This is a genomic window from Paenibacillus sp. MZ04-78.2 (genome assembly GCF_024213375.1).
In the GTDB taxonomy this organism is placed as follows: domain Bacteria; phylum Bacillota; class Bacilli; order Paenibacillales; family NBRC-103111; genus Paenibacillus_G.
Window position 1 is genome coordinate 39,429 of sequence record NZ_JANAVJ010000026.1, and the last position, 22,769, is coordinate 62,197.

A 22,769-nucleotide genomic window follows, 5' to 3' on the forward strand; every position below is an offset into this window, starting at 1 on the left:
TCCTCGATTGAATGGCACTTACGACATTGACTTGTTTCAAACCGAGATGGTGACTGCATTTTTAAACGGTTCATTTCGCAGGATACGAATAACTTGTTCGGAAACATCAAGGGCTACATTCTCTTGGGCTTCCAAAGTGGATGCGCCCAAGTGCGGGGTAACAATCATTTTGGGATGCCTTAAGAATGGATGATCTGACGCCGGAGGCTCACATTCAAATACATCGAAAGCTGCGCCTGCCACAATTCCTTCGTCGAGCGCCTCAATAAGAGACGCCTCGTCAATAATTCCCCCACGGGCGCAGTTGATAATTCGCATTCCCCGTTTCATGACATCGAATTGCGGCCCCGCGATCATATGATGCGTTTCATTCGTTAGGGGCGTATGAATCGTCATAAAATCAGCAGTCCGTATGATTTCATCTACTGTCGCCAGCTTGATACCCAGTTTGTTGGCCTTGGCCTTTCTTCCGATAAAAAGGGATCGCAGCCGATAACGGTCATCCCAAATGCCGCTGCGCGTTTGGCCAATCCCGATACGGCCAAGTCCCAGCACACCGAGTATCTTATTTCGCAATTCAACGCCAAGGAATGACTTACGCTCCCACAGCCCGGCAACGGTTTTGGCATGCGCTTGCGGAATATGCCGGGCTAATGCCATCCTCATCGCAAAGGTATGCTCGCACGTAGAGACCGTATTGCCGTCGGGTGCGTTGACCACGATAATCCCCCGGCTCGTTGCGGCATCCAAATCAATGTTGTCCACACCGACTCCTGCCCGGCCGATGACTTTCAAATGAACACCGGCCTCCATGATACGCCGAGTGACTTTCGTTTGAGAACGAACAAGCAGCGCATCATAGGGACGGATGATTGAAATGAGCTCCTCTTCGGTCAACCCCGTTATTTGGGCGATCTCCACATCTTCAGCACGCGTCAGTTGCTGCAATCCAAAATCACTTATGGGATCTGATACCAGAACTTTATACATTGACCTGCCTCCTTCTCTATAAGCTAACGGGAAACCATAGTTAATAATGCAAATGCCGCCGCATAAGTAACGGCAGCATTCATATTTTACATTCAATTGGTTTTTCCAGGTTTGAACATTTTTTCTTCCTCAATCGGATTTTCTTTCGCAGTGATATGATGTGGATCAATTCGGTACACCTGTACCGGACCACCGAATACGGCTGACCGGTATTTGTCTACGTGCTGCTGGGGTAACGGCCGATTGTAGTAACCAGGCACATACTTATAAATCATTTCTTGCAACATGTGTGTAGCTTCTTCCAGATCGACGATGGGCTGTGCCTTGCCAAAAAGCATTACGCTCATATACGCTGTATCCGTCTTGGCTGGCACCGGATCAGTAATCGTTCCATATTCCTCACAAACCGTAAAACAGACCTCCGGATTAGCCTCCATAACCCGATTTCGTCTCCCACCGGTGGCTCCATGGAAATAAAGCCTCCCATTTGTCCAAACAAAATTGAGCGGAACAACATACGGCAGATGACCATCAACCATTCCAAGATGTCCAATTCTAGCTTGCTGCAGAAATGTCTCAATCCTGCTCTTGTCCAACACTTCTCTTATTTTATAACGCACTCCATCCATTGTTATCACTCCTATTGTATTGAAGTATTATGCAAGTTTATCAGCCATTGGAATGAATAGAAACGTCCAAAATTACAGAAATATAGCAATCCATATTTGACACAAAAAAAACAGCCAGAATAAACCTGGCTGATTCAATCTCTTTATGGGATTACCCGCGTGAGGCCTCATAATAACAATACACTGTATGAAGACTTCTGAAGAAAAGTCTAAACTTTGGTGCAACCCAAAAGTCAAGCGTACACGGGGGATATATTTAGCCGCATGCACGTATTCACTAAGATAATCCTTTTTTACATTTCACGAGCAAAATAGGCGGTCTTCTTCCATGCTCCCCCAATTCCGGCCGCTCGGTCAACACAGCGACTGTAGCCTCCGGTTCTTCCATACGCTCGATTTGAAAGCCTTCTTTAATAAGTTCATTTACAACGGTAGCTAGTTTCCGGTGATATTTTATCACCCCATCAATGAACCATGATTGTCTACGCTCCCCTTCTTCACCATAATGGTCCACTGGCCAGCATATCTTTTGCCCTTGCTCGTTGTATACCCATCCCTGCATCGGATTTTGCGACGTTACTATCGGATGTTCGATCGAGAAAATGAAAATTCCTCCTGTCCGAAGCCATCTGTGAATTTTAGAAACAACCTCGCGGTAATCTTTGACATAATGCAGAACGAGAGAACTGACAATCAGATCAAACGATTGGTTTTCGAACTGTAAATCCTCAATAGCGGAACAAACGAACTCCGTATCTTCGCCCTTGTTATGTTGGTTGGCATACTCGATCATATTATTTGAAATATCTGTGCCTACCACTTTTTTGGCACCCTGCCGCGCACAATACGATACAAACTGCCCCATCCCGCAGCCGATGTCCAAAATCTGTTTCCCTTCCAAACGGGGGAGCAAGGCCCTCAATGCCGGCTGCTCCAATACGTCGTTAAGCCCGCTATTACTTTCCCGTAATTTCTTATATCCTTCAAAAAATTGCGATTGATTATACACGTTTTGTTTCATCTCGTTTCGCTCCTTATTTGAATATTTTTAGAAACAAAAAATACCCCGAACTCAGTTCAGGGCAACAAAAAATAAACCTTGAATTTAGTAATTCAAAAAATTCAACGTTAGCATCACCTTCTCCCATCCGGACTTTCACCGTCGGCCTTAGAATTACACTAAGTCGGTCGCAATCCGATACAGAAATGAATCGCGAGTCGCGGGCTAAAACCACTAGATTGGTTATTACCGCCGGTAGGGACTTTCACCCTGCCCTGAAGGTACTATTCAGTTTGATCTCAGTTTACAAAACTTAGGCGGAGATTGCAATTCGAGTAAGAGGGGTGCTTGAAGAGCTTGCGAAGCAGGAACCCGATCTGTAAGTCACAAATAGCCATCCATGATCTGAATAGCAGCTGTAGGGGAAACGGCAGCTTTGGGGTTCTTCCGAAGCTGCCGTTTTTTGGGCTGTCACCGGGTTAGGTCCGCACCAGGTACCCCATCCTTCCTACATTTTCTTCTCAAAACCTTCCATTGGCGCAAGTGAACGCTGATAGTTGTCTTCCTCCGGCTCATCGGTGGTAAAGCGCATGAGCTTTCTGAAAGACCCTTCAAGATAGGCTTGCATAGCTGGAGGGATACGCAGTTCATCCAATTCGGAAGGCGAGAGGCCGTAGCGGATACTGCTCAAATCGCCTGTTTCCACCTTTTGCACCCACTTCGGCTCACGGATCAATTCCCGACCGATGGCAACCAAAGCCGCGCCGGATCGAATAACCGTTTCCGCATCCTCCGGGCGCTCCACAGACCCTATCCCTATAAGTGGTTTTTTATCCTCAAGCGCCTTAATAAACTTGTCAAGCACCGGTTCCTGATCGGAAGCGTCATGAAGGGAGGTACGTTTATAACTAGCCAATGACAGATGCAGATAATCAATCGGAGCATCGCTTAGTCTCCGGGCAAAGTCCAGAGAATCCGCAAGACGAATACCCGGTGTTTCGATTTCTTCCGGGGAGAGACGGTAGCCCAGCAAAAACGGTTTGTGCGCATGGGTGGCGATAATAGAAGCAACCTCATCAATAACCGCTAGTGGAAATCGCATCCGTTGTTCAAATCCGCCCCCCCATTTATCTGACCGTCGATTAGAGTGCGGAGAAAAAAACTGCTGTAGGAGATAAGTGTTCGCTCCGTGCAGCTCCACCCCGTCGAATCCTGCGCGGATTGCCCGTAAAGTGGCCTTGCCAAAGTCCTGAATCATATCTTCGATTTCCTCAGGCGTTAATTCGCGTGGTGTTTCTGAATCTGCCGGGTGTGTAGCAGCGATGGGGCCGGAACTTACTGGCTGAACACCTCTTAAAATTCTACTATTTGTCTTGCGACCTGCATGAAAGATTTGGACAACAGCTTTCGTGCCGCCTTGATGAATAGCTTCGGCGATTCTGGAAAGTCCTCGGATATCGGCATCCTTCGCAATCGACAATTCGCCTTCAAAACCCTTTCCGTTCTCGGCAACATATGCAACGCCCGTAATGATCATTCCGGGGCCGCCTGCTCTTTCTGCATAATAATTCACCTCATCGCTAGTGATTGAACCGTCGAAGAAGCTTGACATGGTCGTCATGGGGGCCATGACGACTCGATTCTTTAATGTTACTCCTTTTGTGAAGGTATACGGCTGGAGGAAGTTCCAATGACCATGATTCATGATGATCTCTCCTTTTCAATTTTGGGGGTCGCTATTTATTGTAGAAAAAAGTAAACTATTCGTATAGTATGCACTTTAAAGTTAGATACTATCAAAAAGGAGAGTATGAAAATTGAACAAGCAGAAATATGTTTCGGAAGAAGTCTATGTAGCGCCATTTTCATATGCAATCTCTTTAATAGATGGCAAGTGGAAAATGCATATTTTATTCTGGCTGTGGAAGAAAGAAGTTCTTCGGTATAGCGAACTGAAACGAGCGCTGGGTAACGTGACACATAAAATGCTAAGTTCTCAATTAAGAGAGTTAGAGACGGATGATATGCTAATCCGCACAGAATATCCGCAAGTTCCACCGAAGGTTGAGTACCGCTTGTCGCCTAAAGCTTTGACGCTGATGCCTGTACTCGAAATGTTGTGTGCGTGGGGACAGGAGCACTATACGGAAACAATTGAAAGTGAAACGCCTCCTTCGTAATTCTCAAACACAGCGCGTATCTTCGTAGTATATGTTCGGGGCCACTCTAAAAATAAGAGTGACCCCAATCCATGCCGCATTTTGCTTTTAATAGCAAGCTTACCCACTTCACACTCCGACGTTTTCATGAGTGCCACATTGCAAATCCAAATCATGCAAAAAGCTCCTGAATCTCCTCATAAGGAAACTCAAGAGCTTGTTCAATTTTAGGAATGGTGCGGTCGAGAGGACTCGAACCTCCACGGGGGGTTAGCCCACACGGACCTGAACCGTGCGCGTCTGCCAATTCCGCCACGACCGCATATTTCGCTACGATTCGATCAATTTCGAACCGACAAATTGAATTATATAACGGGCACTTGGCCATGTCAAGCGTTAATCTGCCACTCCTCGTTGTGGCATCCCTCTATCATTTGTCCTTGGAGAAAACGGCGTGGCGTGGCTTAAAGTCCGAATTTACAAGAAAAATCCCTGTTCCGATGCACAGACCGCCTGCTATGATCGAAGGATGCAGCGGCTCCCCTAATACGCTCCAGCCCGTTAATACCCCGAAAAAAGGAGCCAAAAATAAAAACGCGCTTGTTTTTCCCGGATCGCTTCTCTGCAGCACGTAATACCAGACAGCAAACTGTACAATGGAAGATAGTACGCTTAACCATAGCAAAATCGCCAAGGAATGCCCGTTGACAATAAAGAACGGCCGTTCAAGAGCCAAACTGGCCAATAAGAGCAGCAAGCCTCCGAAGAGCATCTGATAAGCGGATAAAACCCACGAGTCGATACTCCCTCCCCACCGTTTGACCAGTAAAGTCGACACCGCCCAGCATACCGAGGAGAGCAAGCCGAAGAGCAGGCCGATTTTGACTTCCAGCTGCATTCCCAATGTTATAGCTACACCCGTCAGCCCCAGCAGAACACCTATCCATTGATAGGGTTTATACCGTGCCTTAAGAAGAACCATCCCCAGGATGACCACAAGCAGCGGATTCGTAAACGTCAAGATGGACGACTGGCTGGCCGTAATGGTTCGCAGACTCAAAAAAATGCATCCCATCACCCCTGCCGTTTGAAACGCGCCGATAACCAGCATTCTGATCCAGACGCGCTTGGAATCGGGATGCGGTCTTCGGAGCCCGATAACAAAGACCGCCATGAGGATTCCAGCCAAAATGAAGCGATATCCGGCCAATAACAAAGGGGAAGCGTAAGCCAGTCCCAATTTCCCTACAGTGAAAGAAGAACCCATTAAAAAGGTTGTTAAAACGATCAATGGCACAAATTTGATTGTATTCATACAGCGATATCCCCCTTCGTTTACTTTGATCCGCGGAAGCGTAATCTTTGGTCATTGTAAACGAAGAATATTTCGTTCGTCATCGAAATATGGAATACATTTTCTCGAATTTGAAATTTGGCCATGACGGTTCCAGAGAGACAATGCCTGCCGAGAACAAAGACACGGTCGTTCCGCTCAAATTTGCCGGGTTCGGTCTACCGGGGTCCTTCTATGCTCCACATGCCATTCCGGTATCCCTCTTCAAGCCGATAGACTGTAAAGCCCTCATTCTGCAATTTTTTAACAACCTCTGTTGAATATATGCAAAAAGGTCCTCTGCAATAAGCAGCTACTTCGATATCCCGAGGAAGATTTTGTATATATTCGTCTATTTCGTCGATTGGGATAGAGATCGCTCCTGGCATATGTCCTGCCACAAAATCCCCGGTAGGACGGACATCCAGCAAAATAATCGTTCCGGCCTCCAACTTGTCCATCACTTCATCGAGTGACAATGTCAGCACATCATCAAAATGCTGTAAAAAGTCTTCTTTCATTCGTGATATATCCGCTAATTGGCTTTCACAAAGACGCCATAGGGAAAGCAAAAAATTGGAAACCTCTGGAGCACCAAGTGTATAGATGACGTAAGTTCCCTGTTTATTAAACTTGACTAACCGCGCATCCAGCAATATTTGAAGATGACGAGACACATTGGCCACACTCATCTCCGACTGCTGTGCCAGCTTCTCCACAGATTTAGGCCCTTGAGCAAGCAAACTTAATATTTCAAGCCGCTTATCGCTGGATAAACATTTACCAATCCGCGCATATTGTTGATATAATTCATCCTTAAATTTTCTTGCCGACGGCAAACTTTCCACGTTCCTCCGCCCTTTCAAATTCAATTCATACAAATTATACAGGGAAGTCGCAGCAAAATACAATTATTCTATTCATTAATTGAACAGGCGATCAGAAGTGAAATGAAGAAAAAAGAAACCAGCAAGCAGCTCTTTACTTGAGCCACATTTCTGGTCCTTGGAAACTTGAAACTACTCAATTATCTATAATATCCAAAACTTAACCTGTTGAAACTATTTATGCGAGGCAACAAATTGCTTTAGATCCTCTTTGGGCATGACACCCGTTTTGTTATCCACGAGTTTGCCGTCTTTAAATAGAATCGTCGCCGGGATACTCATAATTTGAAAAAGGGATGCGGTCTCCACATTTTCATCCACGTTCACCTTGAGAATCTTGACATCATTGTTTCCTTCTGCATCGTATGCTTCAATAATGGGCGCAAACATCCGGCACGGTCCGCACCATGGCGCCCAAAAATTGACGAGGGTTAAACCTTCGCTTTGCATTTCGTTTTTAAATGTAGCATCGGTTACGTTGTGAACTGCCATTTCGCATCTTCTCCTTCTTTTCACAAATTGGCCTGCTGATCCTTCATCAAGTGTTATTGATTTCTGGCGATGAATTGCTTCAATTGATCGATCGACATGAAGCCGATTTCTTTATCGACCGCTTCGCCATTTTTAAAAATAATCGTAGACGGAATGCTCATGATGCCGAATAAAGCTGCGGTCTCGGCCTGTTCGTCCACATTGACTTTGAGAATCTTGACTTCGTTGTTTCCTTCGGCGTCATAGGCTTCAAGAATAGGCGCAAACATCCGGCACGGACCGCACCACGTTGCCCAGAAATTGACGACGGTTAATCCATTGCTTTGCAATTCGTTTTTAAATGTGGCATCTGTAACATTGTAAATTGTCATTGTATTCACCTCTTCCCTTCGATTTTTTGTCCTTGCAATATTCAATTGAATAATTGAATTATAAATTATCATCTTACATTTTTCAAGTTATTTTTTCAAGGAGCAAGAACTATTCATTTCGAACGAGAACTTCAATGGTTTGACGGCTCCCCGGCTCCCGAGGGGATGCGTCGGGTTAGCACGATTGCGCCAACTGCGGCGAATGTATAGACCACGCCGGCCGTCCCGAAAGCCCATGCATAGCCTTGTACGACATCCGCCTGTAGCGACGCCACGGTCATCAGGATCGCCAGCCCCACTGTCGGACCAAGTTCCATGGACGTGTTCATCACACCGCCGGCGAGACCCGCTTGGTGCCCGCCCCAGATGGCCATGGCCCGTCCGAATGCTACAGCATCGGGGAACAGGGCGCGCAAGACGGCCATGGCGGCCGGGGCTGTCAGTGCCCCGCCGATGCCTTGCGCAAAGCGCATGCTAACCAGTACCTCGAAGCTGGGGGCAAAAGCGGCGACGAGGGATGCAGCTCCGAAGACGATCAGTCCGATCACGAACATCCGGCGCCCGCGATAGCGATCCGCCAGCCTCCCGCCGAACAGCAGCAGGCCGCTGAAAGGCAGTCCGTAGGCTACCTGAAGCAAGAGCACCTGCGATGAACCCAAGGTGAACTCACTGGCGATCTTCGGCAGTGGAATCATAATCAGCGAAATCGTGAAGATCAGCGTTGCTTGGATAATCGCCAAGATCGTGAATGCGAGTCGATTTTTGCTGTTTGTCATTTGAAATCCTCCTTCGTTAAATCCATATTGACGTCCATAGCGGTTCGACCGCCGCTGGCCGCGGCAAAAATCAATTGGGAAAGCATAAAGTACGAAGTATCCCCGGCAGCATATCGATCACCTCAAATCCGGGTTCAATCTTGCAAGCTTAGACAACCTCGACTTGCAGATGATCGACAGACCGATAACGCAACACCTCCTTATCAACAATGCGGGGGAACTCGGCAGGCGATAAGCCATCTCTCGTAATAAAGCCGTGAGACGCATGCGTAACGGCATGCTCCACCTCTCTCAATCAAGATATTAAAGACTCGTTATATCTATAATAAGAGCAAAAAAACTCTTAATATACATAGTGTTTACCCTCCTTTGGTCGATCAGTTTTCGAGGGACAAGATAACTTGGCGGCCGACTGTGCGGAGGAATCTTGATACGACCTATTTTGTGACTGGAGAGGGTGTCGTTCTCCATTTCGATATTGGCGCTGAAAACAACGGTATCACCAAGAAAAGCGAGGGTGATTATATATTTGACGAATTAACAATGACGATCATGGAAGAAAATAAGAAGCATGGAAAATATATCGGTACGCTTCCCCATGGATTGTTACAAAGTGATACAAGAGCCCAGATCGAAGCCAAGTTGGGCACACCCACGAGGAGAGCCGAGGAGTTGGATAACTACTATTTGGATGGCCTCGTATGGACGGCAGCCTTTGAAGGCGAAAGGTTTCAATTCCTGAAGCTGGCTGTTCCAACAAACGGCAAGCGAAAATATGGCCTCTGTCCATGATGCATTGTCGCAACCCGGCCAAAAGGTTGAACGTTCTTTCCAACTTTCCAAGCTGATTTGCGATTAATGGATATTAGTCGGTATACATAGAACACTTGTGCGATTTCTCGAAGATGGATAATCTCCGGCAGTTGGAGTTGAATTCCATGAATCGCTGCGGGACATCGAAAATCTGTGGACCGCCAGGCGGCAGGGACGCATCTGGCTCAGTCATATTCATTTCTCCACTACAGCTATCTTCTGCCAAGGTAATGAGCAGCAGCCTAAATATATTAAATTATAAAAAGGGTTCCTGCTCTGCCAGAAAAGGCAGATCAGAAACCTGTCATTGATGAAGTGATGCGGTCGAGAGGACTCGAACCTCCACGGGGGGTTAGCCCACACGGACCTGAACCGTGCGCGTCTGCCAATTCCGCCACGACCGCATATTTTCGTCCCTTGAATGGATTGCCTGAAAGCTGCTCTTTCAAGGAGACAAGGAGTATCATATCATCGTTCAAGTCTTAAGTCAAACATTTTAGGTATAGTATTTTTTTACGATTCATATTATGATACAATTTGTATTATAAACCCATATTTAGTTACAATATGTATCATATTCATATGAAATCAGGTGATCACACTTGAAACGATGGAAGATCTACGGCCTTACTGTTGTCGTATTCGCAGGAGCCGGTCTCGGACTGCTGTATCGTTACTTGGAGCCTGTCCGCCATTTTGAAATGAAAGCCCTTCCGGTTGTCGCCGCACCCTCCGTCGCCGTCTCCACAGAACTTCCGAGCCATTCCAAGCTTCCGCCGAACGATCCGACAGTTGTCGAGAATTCAACCGCTTCACCGGCTCTCCCTGCCGCCAATCCGCTTCAAGCCGCCAGCCCAAACAAATCGACCGCATTTAACGCACTCGTGCTCGGATTGGACTCGACGAGCGGTCAAACCGCCCGCTCGGACGTCATTTTGCTCGCTCATGTCGTGCCAGCCGAGAAAAAGGTAAATCTTGTGTCCGTTCCGCGGGATACCCGCGTCCCGCTGCCGGGGATCGGCTTAACCAAAATAAACCATGCGCATTTCGTAGCCGAAATGGATGGCGGCAAGGAAGCGGGAACCGAGGCAGCGATTCAAGCCGTCAGCGACCTGTTGCAGATTCCGGTTCATTATTACGTGAAGACGAATTTCTCCGGCTTCATCACCTTTATCGATACGATCGGGGGCATCGATGTAGACATTCCCAAAGACATGTGGCTGTCCATGACCCGCAAGCCGCTGGAAGCGGGAAGCCGGCATTTGGACGGTTTAACCGCGCTCGCTTTCGTCCGGGAACGGTATTCGTTGGAGGACGGTGATTTCGGCAGACAGGCGGATCATATGAAGGTGATGCGGGCCGTCGTTCAGAAGCTGCTGGCGCCGGAGAAATTAACCGAGCTTCCGGGGCTGCTGAAGCAGGCCAAAAAAGAGCTGGTTGACACGAACTTGACCGACAGCGATATTATCAGCCTCGCCTGGCTGTTCAAGGGCATGAAGGGCCAGGACATCCAATATATGCAAATTCCCGGCAAATCCGTCGTCGCAACCGATCCGCTTGTCCGCTCTCCCCTTTGGTACTGGGAGCCCGATAAGGAACGGCTGAAGGAGCTGGTTCGTGAAAATCTGCAATAATGAAGCCAAGCCGAGAAACCAGCAAACGCTTCCTTAATCGGCTAGCCATTTGCGCACAAGCCAGAGGATAACCACCCAGATCGGAAGCGTCAGGACGATGCCAATTACGGTTCCTTTCAACGCCGAGCCCTGCTTCAAATGGCAACGCCTCCCACGAGTGATAGTAGAACCCATTGTATGCCGCATAAAAGCAGATCATGACTTGTCCGGCCGCATGACATGTTTTTTCCGTTGCGCCATATACTTTCCTACAGAAGAGGAGGGATCGATATTATGGTGCTGCTGCAGATCATGGGAGGCATTCTGCTCGCTTTGGCGCTCTGGGGCTTGCTGAAACTAACGCTCAAGGCGCTGCTGTGGGTCCTCGGCGCCGCGTTTCTTCTAGGAATCGTATTTCCCGGCCTGCTGCTTTTGCTGGGCGGTCTTATTTTCGTTATGATCAGTCTCCTTGCGACGCTTGGGGTACTGCTGCTGCTGTCCGCTTTCCGGTCATGATGCGGCGGTCGGATTCGTCAGCCTTCCTCGTAGGCCCGGATCGCCCGCTCGGCCCAGCGTTTAAGCTCCTCCGCGCTTTCCTGTCTCGGAACGTTGAACAAATGCGTGCCGTCGCCTCCATGTCCCGCGTTATCGCGCAGCCATACCTCGCCTGACGTCCCGCCGCTGTCCGAGCGTATCCGCAGCAAATAATAAGGCTGCAAAAACAGCTCGGCTTCCTTCGAATGCTGATCCTGATCCATCTTCTCCCCCTTTTTTTATGCCAGCCATAATAGTTTACCTTAACCCAATCCGGACGGGTTCATACCAGACCTCTCATTCGCTTCAAGCCATGCGCTGCGGATCGTTTCGTTGCCTCATAGACCGTTCGGCCAACCGCATAGCCTAGCCTGGTCGCTGTCCCCGCATACCGGTACGATTCGCCTTGCTGCGTCGCTGCAATAAGGATGGCATCGGTCGTCGTACCCGTAGCGGTCTGTCCCCCTTCTTCCATGAGGATGTTTAAATCCTGCAAGGCAGCCGTTTTCGCTTCCGTCGCGGTAATGACGGCATTAACGAACGCGGCGTCCGTCAAACGGCCTTCGATTACCAGCACCGTATTGATCGTGCCCGGGAACAAGGACGAGACGTCGCATGCCTTGCCCGCTCTCGCCTTGTTGCTTAACCCAGCTGTCACCCATGCGCACACGTCTGTCCCCCCGGGAAGACGAACATGCTCGTATCCGAAGTCCGCCAAGCTTGCCGCGGTCAGGAGCGCGGCCGTATGTTGAGGGTCCAGCCCTTTTTCCGTCATAAAAGCGTTCATCTCGGCCAACGGGTCGTCCGAGGCATAGTGCTTGGGCACCTGCCGGTTCATGAAGCGGCGGAACTCCCCGAACCCTTCCCCCCACATCGAGGAATTCAGCGTCCTTAGTGGCCGCCCGCTCTCGATCAGGAAGTAGCTCTCATAGCCGCGGTTCGCGAAGCCGAACCGGAAACCGGCCAACGGAACGTCGGAATAGACCAGCTCGTCCGCGTAACGGCGAGAAGCAGGCCGCTCCGGGGTCATGACAGCTCCCCCTCGAACAGCTCGATGCGCGGCTCCTGGAACGGCTGAAAATGATAGCTGCGATCCAGCTTTACGATACGGCGGTTCTGCTTGCGGATCATGACCGTATTGTCATCCCACGCAACGACGATACCCTTAACGTCGTTCGACTTGTCCGCATCGCGCACGACGCGAAGCAGCGTCCCCTCCACCCGGTATTTGTCCAACTGTTCGTCTGAAATCATGGTATTCCCCCCTAATCTTCGTTGGAGTTGGTTATGTAATAAGAATACATCATTTGGGGGATACAATAAACAACGTCAGCGGGGTACCCGGATTGGAGGAGCGGATACGAGATGGAAAAGAAAACGTACTATATCGCCGTCGGAAGCGGCGAAAAGCAGGAGCCGGAAGAGGCGACCGGCAACTTCGAGTTCGAAATACAGGCAACAGAAGAAGAAGTCGATAAGCTGCAAGATATGTTCGAGGAGCTTGCCCTGAACGAAGAGAATACAGCGGTGCGGGCAACGATGCCTTACCGGGAATACCGTTCGGATAAAGAAAACGACGAGCACTTGACGGGGATTTACCGGATGCTGCACGAGCTCGGCACGCCGGATACGAGAAGGCATATTGAAGCGATGAATGTGCTGCCCCGGCATGAACAGCTGTAACAAAAGAACCTGTACTGCGGACGCGAGCCCGGTACAGGTTCGATTTATGATCAGGAACAACGTTATCCTACATGCTCCTTGGTGTCGTTGGTTTCGAACCAATAATCGAGCACTTTGCTGGACATGACCCGTTTGTTGATGTAATCCACTTGCTGCTGCGAGAATTGCTGTTCCCACTCGACGTCCAGCTCTTTGCAAAGCTTGACGATGGTCAGCAGCTCGGACCAAGCCACATAGCGTTTGTACCAAAAAAATTGAGGATGCTCAATCATATAAGGATACAGATCGTCAAAATCCGTATGTTTACAATCAAGGGCACGTTCGAAGTGTACTTTTGCCTCATTTAATTTGGTCAAGAAAAAATTTGCCGGAATTTCTTTCCCCATGCAAGTAGCACCTCCCCATCTTTGTCTTTCGCCAATTGGCCGAAGATCGAACTTCAAATTTTCAGCCTACGATCCATTATAAAGGAAAAAGCGGACGGATGGAAGGCTTAGCGAGCAGAAAGCCGAGACAAATATTGCTATTCGAACCGAATTTCCCCGCCTGCAAGCGATGCGATCCTCACAAGCGACTCCACCCGTACACCGGACTCGCGGATCGTTCGTCCACCGGCTTGAAACGATTTTTCCACGGCGATTCCAAGACCGAGCAGCGTCGCACCCGAACGGTGAATGATCCGGATCAGCCCCCGTGCCGCATCGCCGTTGGCGATAAAATCGTCGATCAGCACGACACGGTCTTTGTTGTCCAGAAACTCCTTTGAAACCATAATGTCGGTGACAATGCCTTTCGTAAACGAGGGCACGCGCTCGCAGTACGTTTCCGTCTCGGTATTGAGCGACCTTTTGCGCCGGGCGAAGACGAGCGGCACGTTCAATTCCTGTGCGGCTGCGAATGCGATCGGTATGCCGGACGATTCGATCGTTAAAATTTTCGTAACGTTCTCGTCACGATACAAACGCGCGAATTCCCGTCCCATGGCTGTTGTCAGTACCGGATCGACCACATGGTTTAGAATCGCATCCAGTTTGACTACCTCATCCGACAGGACCACGCCCACTTCCCTGATCTTTTGTTTCAATAATTCCATTCTCCACGCCTCCGCTCTTTCATTTCCCTGTTCCCGTAAAACTTAACATAACGGTAAACTAGGTTTCAAGTAAGATCTTTTACGGAATTGGAAATAAAGATGCAACTTTTTGCTTCCAAACATCGTCTAATGATATAGAACAAGAAAAAATGTCTGCCCGGACGAAAATGAAGCTTTGAAAATGAAATTCCCGCATTTTCGTAGCAATTGGCGGGGATTTGGGCATTTTCGCTCTTTGTGAAAGAAGCCGGGTACACGGTATGATTTAAAGAGGTTACAGCCAAATTGTAACACGGAAAGGGAGCTCATGATGAACAGAAAAAAAGCCTTCATCGGAATCTTGTCCGTTATAATGATCATGATGATGGTAGCAACGGGGTGCAAACCGAAACATGCGGCGGAGCCGACGCCCGTCCAGCCGAAAGAAACAACGGTCGTTACGCCGACAGAGACGTCCTTGCCTCAGAGCGAGACGATCACGAATCCGTCTGTCCCTTCTCCCGCTACGCCGACGGGAACTCAGACCGATAAGGTATCGCTCGCAAGCGCCGACAAGGACAAAGGAGAGGACGAGCAGACCCCGAAGCCCAATGCGCAAACGAAGCTGAAGATCGAAATCAAGTCGCCGTATACGCAGGCCAAGCCGACCTTGCTGGGCTTGACGCTCAAAACGAGCGCCGCGGAAATTACAGAGAAATTCGGCAAGCCGAAAGAGCAATTCGTCATGGAGGATGACACCGATCCGATTACGGTGTACGATTACACCGATTTCCTCGTCGGGTTCGACAAGCAGAAGCAGCTGCATTTTGTCGATGTCCGAAGCGCTGACGTCAATCCGGGCCTGAACGGCCTCAAGCTCGGCGATCCGGTCGAAGAGGTGACCAAAGCGCTCGGCAAGCCGAGCTCGAACACCAGCTTCGTTCTGACGTATAAAGCGACCGGAGCGGTGCTGAAGCTGGATATCGACCCGAAATCGCAGAAGGTCAATTCCATAAAATTGTTCGCGGAATAGCGTCGTATACCCAAAAAACCTTGACAGGAGCTTCCTGTCAAGGTTTTTTTATGTCCGGTTTAAGGCCCGCTTGCGGTGCCGCCAATATAAATATCCGATAACGATGACCAGGACGACCAGTATCGCGATCGTGATCCCCATATATCGTTGAGCGACCTCAATAATATGTGGAGCATTGATTCCGATGAAGTGCCCCAGGGTAAGAAACGACAAGCACCAGAGTAAGCCCCCTACTCCCGCGTAAAGGAGATACCGCCAAATTCCGACATTGCTGACGCCGGACAAATAGCACGTAAAATGCCGCACTCCCGGCACGTAGTAGCCGAAAGTAACCGCCCACATGCCATACTTGTGAAACCAGCCCTCCGCTACGTTAAGCCTTTCGGGTGTCAGCTTGATCCATTTTCCATACTTGTAAAGAAACGGCTTGCCCACGGTCCGGCCTAAAAAATAACTGATCAACATGCCTGTCATGGACCCGGCAAAGCAGACGACGAGTGAAGTGCCGAAATCCAGCAGCGGATTTTCTCCTACCGTGAGCGAGCCCACGGTCGTCATTAATATTTCATCCGGCACGGGTACGCCGACAATGCCGAGCGCAAGCAAACCGTAAAGAGCTATATACCCGTATTGATCAATCATCTGTATAATATGCTCCACCTTCACACGCTCCAGCCAAGTAATTTCAGATCATGTCGAACGTCGCTCGAATCCTTTATCATTGTATCAGAATTCGTCCGTTAACCCAAGAATAAGCTTCCCTCCAGACAGGTTGGCCTATCCGGCACAAACAAAAAGTCATGAGGCTTGGCCCCTTCTCATACGTTGTATCATAAAGGAAGCGGTCAGGAAGGGGGACTTGCGAGCGAAATGAGAAAATGGGGGAGCATTCTGCAGGTCAGCTTCACTTATGTAGGCACCGTGGTAGGCGCCGGGTTCGCGACTGGGCAGGAGATTATCCAGTTCTTCACCCGCTATGGCTGGATGGCGACTTTCGGCATCGGCGTCGCCAGCGCCTTGTTTATATGGCTGGGCATCAAACTGATGCTGCTGGCCCACGATACCCGCGCCAAGTCTTACGAAGACCTCAACAGGCTGTTATTCGGAAAAACCGTCGGAAACGCCGTCAGCTTGTTTACCCTGGTGGCTCTGTTCGGCGTATCGACGGTTATGCTGGCCGGGGCGGGATCAGTTTTCGCCGAGCATTTGAATCTGCCTCTTCAGTCCGGGTTGCTTGTTACCCTGCTGCTGGCGTATGTCCTTCTTATCCGGGGGATGAAGGCGATCATGGCCGTAAACTCCGTCATCGTCCCGCTCATGATCGGCTTCAGCTGCATTACCGTATGGATTACATGGGATACGCCCGGGGCCGGCAACTGGCTTCACATCGAATCGGATTATTCCATCCAGCGCATATGGTTCTCCCCGCTCCTCTACGCGGCGTTCAACCTGACCATGGCTCAAGCGGTGCTCGTACCGCTTGGGGCTCAGATCAAGGACAGGTCGGTGTTGTACTGGGGAGGCGTGTGGGGAGGAATCGGCATCGGTGCCATGCTGCTGGCCGGTCATTATGCGCTGTCCGCCCAAATGCCGGGGATCGCGCAGTTCGACATCCCGATGGGACACCTGATTCACGGACTCGGCCCGCTGCTGCAGCTTCCGTTCATTCTGGTGATCTATGGGGAAATTTTCACAACCTTGCTGGCCGACGTTTACGGCTTGGCGCTGCAGATCGAGCAGCGGAGCTCCTTGTCTTATCAGATCATCGTGCCGCTCCTTCTTGCGCTCTGCTATGTGGTAAGTCACATCGGCTTCAAAACGCTGCTCTCGTCGCTTTATCCGTTACTGGGCCTGCTCAGCATGGCCTGGATGGTCCTGATGATCTGGCGCAGGCAGCGGCCGGTCGGAACGAACTGACGCAAGCGTCAGCGCGAGCCGGACGAGCATCATGAGCATGCCAGCCACCGTAAAGACAAAGCCGCACAGCAAATAGGGGAAATGATAAAGCGGATATTGCTCCGCATCCCGCAGGACGGCAAGCAGATCCGTAAACAGAAACAAACTGCCGATCAGAAACAAGGCAAGCAGCGCATAATCGAAAAACGTCCAACGGGCCAAATGCGGGCCGGCCTGCCGAACCAAGGCAGCAGATAAGGACAGCCGGTCTTCCGGTCTTTCTTTCGTCTGGGCCGCAGCGTTCCCGCTGTCCTCGGGGTTAGCCTTATCTTCGGCAGCCGCCTCCTCCGGGACGGCTAAAGGAGCAGCCTCGGCTTTGGCCCGCGAATAGACGGTCCAAGCCAGCAAAACGGCCGAACCCGTCGCGATAAGCCCAATAGCCCCGCCGAGCCAGGCAAGCGTCATCATCATGAGTCAACACCTCGTATCATTCATCTTATCGGGCATGCCGGGCAAGCTCGTATACCATCCACAGAAATAACGCAAAGAGCAGAACAGGCATCGCAAATACGGCGACTTGCAGCATCCGGGGACCCGGTGAAAGCGCCCTGCGCCATAGATAGCTGCGGTTCCACCGCTGCATGCGGGATTCCCGGATGATGGACATGTCCGGGGAATGTCCGGATGCCGCAGGCGGAGGGCCCTGCCCGTTCGGAACGATGGTGCCGCGCTTCCAGCCGATCCGGTATGTCATTTCGCGCGGTGCGCGATCTTCAGGCTTCACCCCACGTACCTCCGTTTCAAATGGCTTTACTTCAATACTTGCGGCCGCCTCGAATCGGGCGGCCTATTGCTTGCCTTGGTCGGCATGATCGTATTACGCCTTACGGCTTAAATACCGGACGGATGCTGCGGAAAAACGGGAAGCGTACGCATCCAGCACGTGCTTGTGGCACGTAAACAGCAGCAACTGGCGGCCCTCGGCCACCATGTGCAGCAGCTCCATGCCGTATCCGAGCCGCTCGTCATCGAAATTCACGAACAAATCGTCAACCACAAGCGGCAGCCGGACCCCGGACGCCGCGTATTCGTCCGCGAGCGCGAAGCGGATGCACAAGTACATCTGCTCGGCCGTACCCCGGCTGAGCGCGGACGCATCCAGCTGCTCGCCGTTCGCCCTCTCCGCCAATACCCGCTGCTCGCCGAGCGGCGCAATCATCCGCGTGAACCGGCCAGATGTCATTTTTTCAAAGTAGCGGGAAGCCCTCTGCATGACGGAGGGCTGTTTTTCATGCTCGTACAACCGTTTCGTCTGTGCGAACAGCGTTCCGCACATGGAAACGACTGCCCAGCGTTTCATCAGACGTCTTAGCTCGGTACGGCGTTCCTCCGCCTGCTGCAGCTTGTCCGCATGATCTCCGCCTTCGATCAGCCGTTCGATCTCGAAGCGTTTGCGGCTCTTTGCCTCCCGGCACGCTTCCAGCCGCTCCCGGAGCGCATCCCGCTGTTCCGACAAACGCGTCCGCTCTTCCTCCAGCTCTCCTCCGGCGGCGCTCGCAAGCCTTTCGTCGAGCAGCTTCATCCCCGCTTCCCCTACCAGCGTCCGAATGGCAAGCTCATCCTGTCTCAGCTCACCCAGCAGTTCCTGACGGCGAAGGTATTGGCGATGGAGACGCCGCAGCGCCTCTTCCCCGTCTGCCCCCGCGGTATTGAGCAGTTCCTGCCGCTTCGCGGCCGTGCGTTCGAGCTGCTGCGACAGCAGCGCGGACTGGCGGCTCAGCTCGGCGTGCTGCCGACCATCCCGCGCAAGCTGCTCCAGCCGCGCAAGCTGCCGGTCGCGGGCGGCCTGCCACGCTTTCAGCGCCGGGCCGGGCTCCCGGCCGGCCGCTTCGCCGAGCAGCGCGGCCGCCTCCGCGGCAAAGCCCGCGGCGGTGCCCCGCAGCGCCTCGCAGCGCGCGGCCTGGCGGCGCAGCCGCTGGAGCTGCTGCTGCGCCGCTTCCGCGAGCTGCAGCAGCTCCAGCGCCGCCTCGGCGCTCGCGTCTGCGGGCAGCGCCTGCGCCTGCAGCCACGCGCGCCAGCGGCCCCGCAGCGGCTCGCCCGCCTGCGCGTGGCGCTCGCTGCGGGCGCGCAGCGCCGCCAGCCGCTCGGCGGCGGCCCGGCGCCCGGCGTGCCGCGCCTGCCGCGCGCGGAGCTGCCGCTCGAGGGCATCGAGCCACGGATCGATGTCCTCCGCCGGCAGCGGCAGCGCGCGGCCCGCAGGCGCAGCGGGCGCGGCCGCGGCGGCGGCAAGGCCCGCCGCAGGCGGCTGCGCCGCGTAGCGCGCGAGGCGGCGCAGCTCCGCCGCCAGCGCGGCCTCGCGCGCAGCGGCTTGCTCGCGCAGCGCCGCAAGCGCAGGCGCTGCCGCAGCGGACGCAGCGCCGCCCGCGTAAGGGCGGAAGCCGCGGCCGCTCTGCTCGGCGCGGCGGCGCGCAAGCGTCCAAGCGGCGCTGGCGGCAAGCAGCACGGCGAACGCTGCGACAGCCACAGCGGGCTGCTCCAGCGTCGCCAGTGCGGCAGGAAGCAGCAGCGTTGCGCCGTAGAGAACATACAGCGGGACGCCGGAAGAGCCGGAGCGGGCTTTCTCCGGCCCGGCCTGCGCTTCCAGACGGCTCAGCTTCTCACGGTCCTGCTCGCGCTCCGCTTCGAACCGGACCTCGCGCAGCGCTTCCTTCCACTCGTGGAACAAACGCCTTGCCGTCCGAATCCGGTCCAGTCCTTCTTCGACTGAGGTATGATCGTCTTCGAGCGCCAACCTCTCCTCAGCCCAGGCTCCATCGATGCTCCGGCTGCGGCCCGGGCCGTCTTCCAACATCGAGCCGCGCTCGTCGCCTTCTCCGTCCCGAACCTCGGCCCCGCTCCCGCCATCCGTCGGCCCAAGCTCCTCCGCCCCGGATTCGTTTCGCAGCCGTTCGGCTTCCGCCTCCAGCAGCGATTCATTCTGCCGCCAGACGCGCCACTCCTCGCGGTAAGCGGACGCCTCCTCCCGGAGCATAACCGTCGAAGGGAGACGATCCAGATGGTCCGGCGTCCATGCCGGGTGGATGCGACGAAGCATCCGCTCCAGCTCCAGCCCGAGCTGCTCTTCTTCCGCTTCTGCCTCCGCCTGCGTCCGCTTCGCTTCTTCGTAGGCCGGAAGCCGGTCCAGCAAAGCTTCAAGCGCGGCCCGGCGCTCCAGCACCGCGCCCTCTGCCTCCGCTTCCGCCTCGGCCGTCTGCAAGCCTTCCTTCAGATCGGACAGCGCGAGGGCAACCCGGTCAAGCTCGACCGTGAGCCGCTCCCGCTCGGCAAGCGCCGCTTCCATTCTCGGCAGCGCGTCGGCCGGGAACGCATCCAGCGTCTCGGGCAGCTCCGCCAGCTCGCGGCGCATCTCCTCCCTCCGCAGCCAGTGCGGCTGGGCGCGGATGCACCGCGCAAGCCAGTCCGCTTCGCGCTGGAGCTTGTCCAACTCGCGCTCCAGCGTCTCCTGCTCCGCAACAAGGCGGTTCGCCTCCGCCTCCAGCGCATTGTAGCGCTCGGCCCGGCCGCGGCTTTGCGCGAGCTCCGCTTCCGCAGCCGCCAGCTCCTGCAGCGCCCGGTTCATCAGCGGCGCGCGTCCGCGCGGGCGGTACAACTGCTCCAGCTCCTGCGCGAGCTTCTTATCCGCTCCGCGAATCACGCTGCCGCTCGCGCCGAGTCCCGCGCTGTACAAGAAGCTGCCGACCTCGCCCGATTGCAGCGTTCCAAGCTCCTGCAACTCAGTCAGCCCGAAGGCGAACAGGCTGCGGAACAATTCCGGCGTTATCCCGCCCAAGAGCGCAGCCAGCTCCCGCTCGCCCCCGGTTGTTCCGTCCGGAAACGTCACACGGACACTGCCAGCCGCAGGACCACGTCCCCGTCCTCCGCTTGGACGCTCCCACCGTTCAACCCGGTAACGGCGGCCTTGTTCGTCAACGAGCGTCATCGCCCCGCCTTGTCCGCCCTCCCCGGGCGCAGTCATCCGCTCCGCCGATCCGCCGCGTGGAAAGCCGAACAGCACATCCCGGATAAAGCCCAGAACCGTGCTTTTCCCCGCTTCGTTCGGGCCATAGAAGAGAGTAACCGGGGCATCCGCCAGAAGCTCCACATCGTTTAGCACACCGTAGCGGCGAATGTCGAGCCGTTCAATTCTCATTCGATCCACCCCGTCTCCGCGCCGCCGCCGTCCGCCAGCAGATCGATCGCCAGCTCTTCGGCTTCCTGCAACCATGCGGCCCATTCCTCGGGCCCCCACTCGCTTAGCAGAGCGGCAAGCTGCGGCTGCCCGGCAAGCGGCGCCAACGCTTCCTCTGCGAAGGCCGACAGCCGCTCCGGGGATTCACCGGCCTCCGACGCGAGACGCAACAGATCGCCCAGAAACCCCGGCTTTGCGGCCAAGTCTTCGCGCGAAACGGCCGCCCCGGTCCGATCCTCGATGCTCTCGATCCAGACGGCTTCCGCGCCCGAAGCCGCACTCTCTCTCAGCGCGGACGCCAGCCCCGTGAGCCATCCGCTGCGGCGCAGCGCCGTATGAAGCGGCCCGCGCCCAGTCAGCGACAGACGCGCCAGAACCGCACGCCCGTCCGCTTCCGCACAAGCCGCCTCCAGCTCCTCCTCTAGCGCGTCCTTCAACTGCTGCTCCGTCTCCAGTCCGGCAATGGATAGCTCCCGGACCTCCCAGCGCACATCGTCCAGCGGCTGAAACCGCAGCTGCGTATCGCCGCCTGCCACCACGTCGACCACATAGCAGCCGCGAGGACCGGTTTCCCGGACGTGGCGGCCTTGCAGATTACCGGGATATACCACCCAGGGCCGCTCATGCAGCACCCGGCGTGAATGAATATGGCCCAGTGCCCAATAGTCTAATTGCCCGCCCGTCAAATCCCGCAGGCTGCAAGGCGCGTAATTGTCGTGTCCTGCATCGCCGTCTACATTCGTATGCAGTATTCCGATGTGGTACAAGCCGTCATTATGCCGGACAAAGCCCGGCGTTAAATTATCCGTCACCGCAGAACGGCCGAACGAGATGCCCGATACCCGCGCAACCGGCTCGCCGTCCTGTGCATAGACGACGACGCTTTCCACCGCATCGCTTCCGAATACTTTTACCGTATCCGGCAAGCGCAGCTTGGCGCTGTACCCGTCGTGCAGCGGATCATGATTTCCATGAACGACAAAGGCGGGCACCCCGTGTCCCGCCAACGTCTCCAAAGCTTGTTGAAACCGCAGCTGAGCGCGCAGCGAGCGGTCTTTCGCATCGTAGATGTCGCCGCTGACGACGACAAAATCCGCCTGCTCGCAGACCGCCAGGTCGACGAGCCGTTCAAGCGCCGTGAACGTCGACGCCTTCACCCGTTCCCTCAGCCCGTCCGGCAGACCGGACAATCCCCGAAACGGACTGTCCAGGTGCAGGTCCGCCGCATGAATAAACCGAAACCCCCGCGTCATTTCCAAT

The 22,769-nt window shown here is 53.6% G+C and carries 26 protein-coding genes, 2 tRNA genes and 1 riboswitch; of the genes, 7 read left to right on the plus strand and 21 right to left on the minus strand.

Translation table 11 applies throughout. The features are described 5' to 3' along the window. Window positions 1–36: 36 nt before the first annotated feature. From NLX71_RS17465 to NLX71_RS17480, 4 genes are all read right to left on the minus strand, one after another. Window positions 37–990 (minus strand): hydroxyacid dehydrogenase, encoded by a 954-nt coding sequence (locus NLX71_RS17465; protein ID WP_254365084.1) that lies wholly within the window; start codon window positions 988–990, stop codon window positions 37–39. A gap of 92 nt (window positions 991–1,082) precedes the next feature. After that, window positions 1,083–1,619, minus strand: coding sequence for a pyridoxamine 5'-phosphate oxidase family protein (locus tag NLX71_RS17470; RefSeq protein WP_254365085.1), 537 nt, complete (start codon window positions 1,617–1,619; stop codon window positions 1,083–1,085). A gap of 277 nt (window positions 1,620–1,896) precedes the next feature. Further along, a complete protein-coding gene (locus tag NLX71_RS17475) occupies window positions 1,897–2,640 on the minus strand; it encodes a class I SAM-dependent methyltransferase (protein ID WP_254365086.1) in 744 nt (247 codons plus the stop codon). Between the two features lie 111 nt (window positions 2,641–2,751). Beyond that, window positions 2,752–2,906: riboswitch (FMN riboswitch) on the minus strand. A gap of 221 nt (window positions 2,907–3,127) precedes the next feature. Continuing rightward, window positions 3,128–4,324, minus strand: a complete 1,197-nt coding sequence (locus NLX71_RS17480; protein ID WP_254365087.1) for an NADH-dependent flavin oxidoreductase — start codon at window positions 4,322–4,324, stop codon at window positions 3,128–3,130. Between the two features lie 112 nt (window positions 4,325–4,436). On the opposite strand from NLX71_RS17480, the gene NLX71_RS17485 reads away from it, so the two are divergent. Further along, window positions 4,437–4,799 (plus strand): winged helix-turn-helix transcriptional regulator, encoded by a 363-nt coding sequence (locus tag NLX71_RS17485; protein WP_254365088.1) that lies wholly within the window; start codon window positions 4,437–4,439, stop codon window positions 4,797–4,799. A gap of 213 nt (window positions 4,800–5,012) precedes the next feature. Here the strand turns inward: NLX71_RS17485 and NLX71_RS17490 are convergent. The 6 genes from NLX71_RS17490 to NLX71_RS17515 form a co-directional block, all read right to left on the minus strand. Continuing rightward, window positions 5,013–5,100 (minus strand) — tRNA-Leu (locus tag NLX71_RS17490). Between the two features lie 108 nt (window positions 5,101–5,208). Beyond that, entirely contained in the window at window positions 5,209–6,093 is an 885-nt protein-coding gene (locus NLX71_RS17495; protein ID WP_254365089.1) for a DMT family transporter, read from the minus strand. A 197-nt stretch (window positions 6,094–6,290) separates the two neighbouring features. Next, the gene (locus NLX71_RS17500) at window positions 6,291–6,959 is read right to left on the minus strand and encodes an ArsR/SmtB family transcription factor (RefSeq protein ID WP_254365090.1); all 669 of its coding nucleotides are present in this window, start codon (window positions 6,957–6,959) and stop codon (window positions 6,291–6,293) included. 213 nt (window positions 6,960–7,172) lie between these two features. Further along, window positions 7,173–7,490, minus strand: a complete 318-nt coding sequence (gene trxA, locus NLX71_RS17505) for a thioredoxin (RefSeq protein WP_254365091.1) — start codon at window positions 7,488–7,490, stop codon at window positions 7,173–7,175. A gap of 53 nt (window positions 7,491–7,543) precedes the next feature. Beyond that, complete coding sequence (trxA, locus tag NLX71_RS17510) at window positions 7,544–7,861, minus strand: thioredoxin (protein WP_254365092.1); 318 nt, start codon at window positions 7,859–7,861, stop codon at window positions 7,544–7,546. A 131-nt stretch (window positions 7,862–7,992) separates the two neighbouring features. Continuing rightward, a complete protein-coding gene (locus NLX71_RS17515; RefSeq protein ID WP_254365093.1) occupies window positions 7,993–8,637 on the minus strand; it encodes an MFS transporter in 645 nt (214 codons plus the stop codon). Between the two features lie 414 nt (window positions 8,638–9,051). Between NLX71_RS17515 and NLX71_RS17520 the strand changes: the two genes are divergently transcribed. Further along, window positions 9,052–9,429: a hypothetical protein gene (locus NLX71_RS17520; protein WP_254365094.1), complete on the plus strand. Its 378-nt coding sequence runs from the start codon at window positions 9,052–9,054 to the stop codon at window positions 9,427–9,429. 340 nt (window positions 9,430–9,769) lie between these two features. On the opposite strand, the gene NLX71_RS17525 is transcribed toward NLX71_RS17520, so the two are convergent. Continuing rightward, window positions 9,770–9,854 (minus strand) — tRNA-Leu (locus NLX71_RS17525). 198 nt (window positions 9,855–10,052) lie between these two features. Here NLX71_RS17525 and NLX71_RS17530 point away from each other — a divergent pair. Together NLX71_RS17530 and NLX71_RS17535 are read left to right on the plus strand one after the other, a co-directional pair. After that, the gene (locus NLX71_RS17530; protein ID WP_254365095.1) at window positions 10,053–11,084 is read left to right on the plus strand and encodes an LCP family protein; all 1,032 of its coding nucleotides are present in this window, start codon (window positions 10,053–10,055) and stop codon (window positions 11,082–11,084) included. A gap of 273 nt (window positions 11,085–11,357) precedes the next feature. Further along, window positions 11,358–11,579: a hypothetical protein gene (locus NLX71_RS17535; protein WP_254365096.1), complete on the plus strand. Its 222-nt coding sequence runs from the start codon at window positions 11,358–11,360 to the stop codon at window positions 11,577–11,579. A gap of 17 nt (window positions 11,580–11,596) precedes the next feature. Here the strand turns inward: NLX71_RS17535 and NLX71_RS17540 are convergent, their stop codons facing one another. The 3 genes from NLX71_RS17540 to NLX71_RS17550 are packed head-to-tail and all read right to left on the minus strand — an operon-like array spanning window position 11,597 to window position 12,851. Next, a complete protein-coding gene (locus NLX71_RS17540) occupies window positions 11,597–11,821 on the minus strand; it encodes a hypothetical protein (protein ID WP_254365097.1) in 225 nt (74 codons plus the stop codon). A 59-nt stretch (window positions 11,822–11,880) separates the two neighbouring features. After that, window positions 11,881–12,627, minus strand: a complete 747-nt coding sequence (locus NLX71_RS17545) for an adenosylcobinamide amidohydrolase (protein ID WP_254365098.1) — start codon at window positions 12,625–12,627, stop codon at window positions 11,881–11,883. Further along, window positions 12,624–12,851, minus strand: coding sequence for a hypothetical protein (locus tag NLX71_RS17550; RefSeq protein WP_090666677.1), 228 nt, complete (start codon window positions 12,849–12,851; stop codon window positions 12,624–12,626). The genes NLX71_RS17545 and NLX71_RS17550 overlap by 4 nt, the downstream gene beginning before the upstream one ends. Window positions 12,852–12,962: 111 nt before the next feature. Here NLX71_RS17550 and NLX71_RS17555 point away from each other — a divergent pair, with 111 nt between their 5' ends. After that, on the plus strand, window positions 12,963–13,280 hold the full coding sequence (locus NLX71_RS17555; RefSeq protein ID WP_254365099.1) for a hypothetical protein: 318 nt from the start codon (window positions 12,963–12,965) through the stop codon (window positions 13,278–13,280). Between the two features lie 62 nt (window positions 13,281–13,342). Here NLX71_RS17555 and NLX71_RS17560 read toward each other — a convergent pair whose 3' ends face one another. Both NLX71_RS17560 and NLX71_RS17565 read right to left on the minus strand, forming a co-directional pair. After that, window positions 13,343–13,666: a hypothetical protein gene (locus NLX71_RS17560; protein WP_254365100.1), complete on the minus strand. Its 324-nt coding sequence runs from the start codon at window positions 13,664–13,666 to the stop codon at window positions 13,343–13,345. Window positions 13,667–13,803: 137 nt separating this feature from the next. After that, on the minus strand, window positions 13,804–14,373 hold the full coding sequence (locus tag NLX71_RS17565) for a xanthine phosphoribosyltransferase (protein ID WP_254365101.1): 570 nt from the start codon (window positions 14,371–14,373) through the stop codon (window positions 13,804–13,806). Window positions 14,374–14,683: 310 nt separating this feature from the next. Here NLX71_RS17565 and NLX71_RS17570 point away from each other — a divergent pair, with 310 nt between their 5' ends. Continuing rightward, a complete protein-coding gene (locus NLX71_RS17570; RefSeq protein WP_254365102.1) occupies window positions 14,684–15,385 on the plus strand; it encodes a DUF4309 domain-containing protein in 702 nt (233 codons plus the stop codon). A 48-nt stretch (window positions 15,386–15,433) separates the two neighbouring features. Here the strand turns inward: NLX71_RS17570 and NLX71_RS17575 are convergent, their stop codons facing one another. After that, the gene (locus NLX71_RS17575) at window positions 15,434–16,045 is read right to left on the minus strand and encodes a DedA family protein (RefSeq protein ID WP_254365103.1); all 612 of its coding nucleotides are present in this window, start codon (window positions 16,043–16,045) and stop codon (window positions 15,434–15,436) included. 210 nt (window positions 16,046–16,255) lie between these two features. Between NLX71_RS17575 and NLX71_RS17580 the strand changes: the two genes are divergently transcribed. After that, on the plus strand, window positions 16,256–17,302 hold the full coding sequence (locus tag NLX71_RS17580) for a YkvI family membrane protein (protein ID WP_254365104.1): 1,047 nt from the start codon (window positions 16,256–16,258) through the stop codon (window positions 17,300–17,302). Here NLX71_RS17580 and NLX71_RS17585 read toward each other — a convergent pair. The 4 genes from NLX71_RS17585 to NLX71_RS17600 all read right to left on the minus strand — a co-directional run bounded on the left by NLX71_RS17585 (window position 17,228) and on the right by NLX71_RS17600 (window position 22,762). Then, the gene (locus NLX71_RS17585) at window positions 17,228–17,752 is read right to left on the minus strand and encodes a hypothetical protein (RefSeq protein ID WP_254365105.1); all 525 of its coding nucleotides are present in this window, start codon (window positions 17,750–17,752) and stop codon (window positions 17,228–17,230) included. The two genes, NLX71_RS17580 and NLX71_RS17585, sit on opposite strands and share 75 nt — an antisense overlap. A gap of 25 nt (window positions 17,753–17,777) precedes the next feature. Further along, on the minus strand, window positions 17,778–18,065 hold the full coding sequence (locus tag NLX71_RS17590; RefSeq protein WP_254365106.1) for a hypothetical protein: 288 nt from the start codon (window positions 18,063–18,065) through the stop codon (window positions 17,778–17,780). 93 nt (window positions 18,066–18,158) lie between these two features. Then, on the minus strand, window positions 18,159–21,470 hold the full coding sequence (locus NLX71_RS17595) for an AAA family ATPase (protein ID WP_254365107.1): 3,312 nt from the start codon (window positions 21,468–21,470) through the stop codon (window positions 18,159–18,161). Further along, window positions 21,467–22,762, minus strand: coding sequence for a metallophosphoesterase family protein (locus NLX71_RS17600; protein WP_254365108.1), 1,296 nt, complete (start codon window positions 22,760–22,762; stop codon window positions 21,467–21,469). The genes NLX71_RS17595 and NLX71_RS17600 overlap by 4 nt, the downstream gene beginning before the upstream one ends. Between the last annotated feature and the right edge of the window lie 7 nt (window positions 22,763–22,769).